Source organism: Clostridium sp. (genome assembly GCF_032552055.1).
Classification (GTDB): Bacteria; Bacillota; Clostridia; order Clostridiales; family Clostridiaceae; genus Clostridium.
Genome location: NZ_JAWGSV010000327.1, coordinates 1 through 2,892, shown reverse-complemented (window position 1 = coordinate 2,892; position 2,892 = coordinate 1). Strand labels below are relative to the sequence as shown.

Annotated in this window: 3 protein-coding genes; all 3 read left to right on the top strand. The window is 29.8% G+C overall.

All coding sequences use genetic code 11. The features are described 5' to 3' along the window. Positions 1 to 91: 91 nt before the first annotated feature. Genes E6248_RS14985 through E6248_RS14975 form a run of 3 tightly spaced genes read left to right on the top strand, consistent with a single transcriptional unit; the run spans position 92 to position 2,773 of the window. Entirely contained in the window at positions 92 to 1,096 is a 1,005-nt protein-coding gene (locus E6248_RS14985) for an ABC transporter substrate-binding protein (protein ID WP_316341579.1), read from the top strand. Then, a complete protein-coding gene (locus E6248_RS14980; RefSeq protein ID WP_316341578.1) occupies positions 1,096 to 2,013 on the top strand; it encodes an ABC transporter permease subunit in 918 nt (305 codons plus the stop codon). The genes E6248_RS14985 and E6248_RS14980 overlap by 1 nt, the downstream gene beginning before the upstream one ends. Then, positions 1,979 to 2,773 carry an ATP-binding cassette domain-containing protein gene (locus E6248_RS14975; protein ID WP_316341577.1) on the top strand — a complete coding sequence of 265 codons (795 nt, stop codon included), beginning with the start codon at positions 1,979 to 1,981 and terminating at the stop codon, positions 2,771 to 2,773. Before E6248_RS14980 ends, E6248_RS14975 begins: the two co-directional genes overlap by 35 nt. Positions 2,774 to 2,892: the final 119 nt, after the last annotated feature.

Below are 2,892 nucleotides of genomic sequence, written 5' to 3'. Positions count from 1 at the left end.
GTTTAATATTATTAATAGGTAAAAAATGAAGGATTGTAGGATTGAAGATTTTATAGTCATTTATAATGTTATATTTAGGAGGATGGTTAACATGGTAGGAAAGAGAAAAATAGCATTAGGTATAGCATGTATGCTTGCTGCAAGTGTTTTTGTTGGATGTAAAAGTACTGATTCTAAGACATCTAATGAAGATAAGGTTTATAAGATTGGAATTAGTCAATTAGTACAACACCCGGCTTTAGATTCTGCGAGAGAAGGATTTATTGAAGGTCTTAAAGAAAAGGGCTATGAAGAAGGAAAGAATATTGAGATTGATTACCAAAATGCTCAAGGGGACAACCCTACAGCTCAAACTATAGCTCAAAAATTTACTTCTGATAAAAAGGATTTAATACTGGCTATAGCAACTACTTCAGCTCAAGCTGTATATAATGCAACTAAGGAAATTCCAACAGTATTTACAGCGGTTACAGATCCTGTGGAGGCAGAAATTGCAAAGGACTGGAAGAGTTCAGGTACTAATTTAACAGGAGTATCAGATATGGTACCTGTAGATAAGCAATTAGATTTATTGCTTAAGTTAAAACCTGATACTAAAAACTTAGGAGTAATATACAATACTTCAGAAGCAAATTCTTTAGTTCAAGTAAATACTTTGAAGGCTGAAGCAAGTAAATTAAATTTAACTGTTAAAGAAATAGGTATTACTAACGTAAATGAAATAAATCAAAACTTATCAGCAGTTATTAAAGATATAGATGCCTTATATACACCTACTGATAATACAGTAGCTTCTGCTTATGATTTAGTTGGGCAAATAGCTGTTAAGAATAATATTCCTATTTTAGGGGCTGAGGAAGCAGTAGTTTCAAAAGGTGGATTATGTTCAATAGGTATTGATTACTTTAGCTTAGGAAAAGAAACTGCTTATAAGGCTGTAGAGATTTTTGAAGGAAAGAAGCCGGAAGAAATTGAAATTACAACATTAAGTGATATGAGTATTACTATTAATACTGATGTAGCTAAAAAATTAAACATTACAGTTCCAAGTGATATAGAAGAAAGTGCTACTAAGGTAACTGGGGGCGTTAACTAGTGGATTTAATTATAAACGTATTAGAACAAGGCTTTTTATTTGGAATTGTAGCAGTAGGAGTCTATATAACTTATAAGATATTAGATTTTCCTGATTTATCTGTTGATGGGACTTATCCTTTAGGGGCAGCTATTTGTGCAGCACTTTTAGTTAAGGATGTAAATCCATGGCTTGCAGTAATAATAGCAACTATAGGTGGTGCTTTGGCAGGACTTACTACAGCTTTTTTAAATGTTAAGCTGAAAATAACAAATTTAATGTCTGGAATATTAGTTATGATTGGCTTATATTCAATTAATTTAATGATTATGGGCAAATCTAATATACCTTTATTTAGTACTAAAAGTGTATTTGGGATTAATTCTAAGATATTAATAATAATAGGAATAGTTATTGTAATTAAGGTGGCTTTTGACTTATTCTTAAAAACAAAGCTTGGAAGCTTATTAATTGCAGTAGGAGATAATGAACAACTTGTTACATCTTTAGGAGTAAATAAGAACTCAATAAAGATATTAGGTCTTATGATAAGTAATGGACTTGTTGCTTTAAGTGGAGCATTAACGGCCCAATATCAAGGTTTTGCTGATGCTGGTATGGGAACTGGAGTGGTAGTAATGGGACTTGCAGCAGTTATAATTGGAACTTCTATATTTAAGAAGCTTACATTTGTAAAAGCCACTACCTTATCTATAGCAGGTGCTATTATTTATAAATTAGCTATAGCTATAGTATTAAAGCTTGGTTTAGATCCGAATTATCTAAAGTTAATGACAGCTATTATTGTTATTGTTGCATTAAGCTTAAACTCTAATGTATTTAAGTTCAAGAGTAAAAAGAAATATACTAATAGTATTGTAGAAAAAGAAGGCGGTGATTTAGATGCTAAAGATTCAAGCGTTGCACAAGGTCTTTAATGAAAATACAATAAATGAAAATAAAGTTTTTTCAAATTTTAATCTTGAAGTAGATGAAGGAGATTTTATATCCATTATTGGATCTAATGGGGCAGGGAAGTCAACACTTTTAAATATTATTTCTGGTAATATTCAAAGTGATGAAGGTTATATAGAATTAGATGGGATTGATATGTCTAAATCAGATGAATTTAAGAGGTCCAAATTTATAGGCAGAGTTTTTCAAAACCCTTCTTTAGGAGTTGCTCCTAATATGACTATTTTAGAGAATCTAGCATTAGCTGATAATAAAGGAAAAAGATATGGGCTAACTTTAGGAATTAATAAAAAAAGAATTTCATATTATCAGGAGTTATTAAAGGAACTTGACCTTGGATTAGAAGATAAGCTATATAATAAGGTTAACCTTTTATCAGGAGGACAGAGACAAGCTTTAACTATGTTAATGGCTGTGATGTCAAAACCTAAGATTTTATTATTAGATGAGCATACAGCAGCTTTAGATCCTAAAACTTCTATGAAGATTATGGAGATAACTAAAAAGATATTAATGGAAACTAATATTACTACTATGATGGTTACACATAATTTAAAACAGGCTATAAAAACTGGAAATAGATTAATAATGATGCATAGAGGAGAAATATTAATAGATGTTAAGGGAGATGAAAAATCTCAGTTAACCACAGAAAAATTAATGAATTTATTTAAAGATGCTAATATAAATGATGATCTAAGTGATAGAAGTTTATTAGCTTAACTTTTTAGTAGAGTGTTTGTAGTAATTACAAATACTCTACTTTTTTATGTATATCTTATAAAACAAAATGGAAAAGTATTATTAAGTTAAAATATAGATGAAAGGAGATTGTTATATAT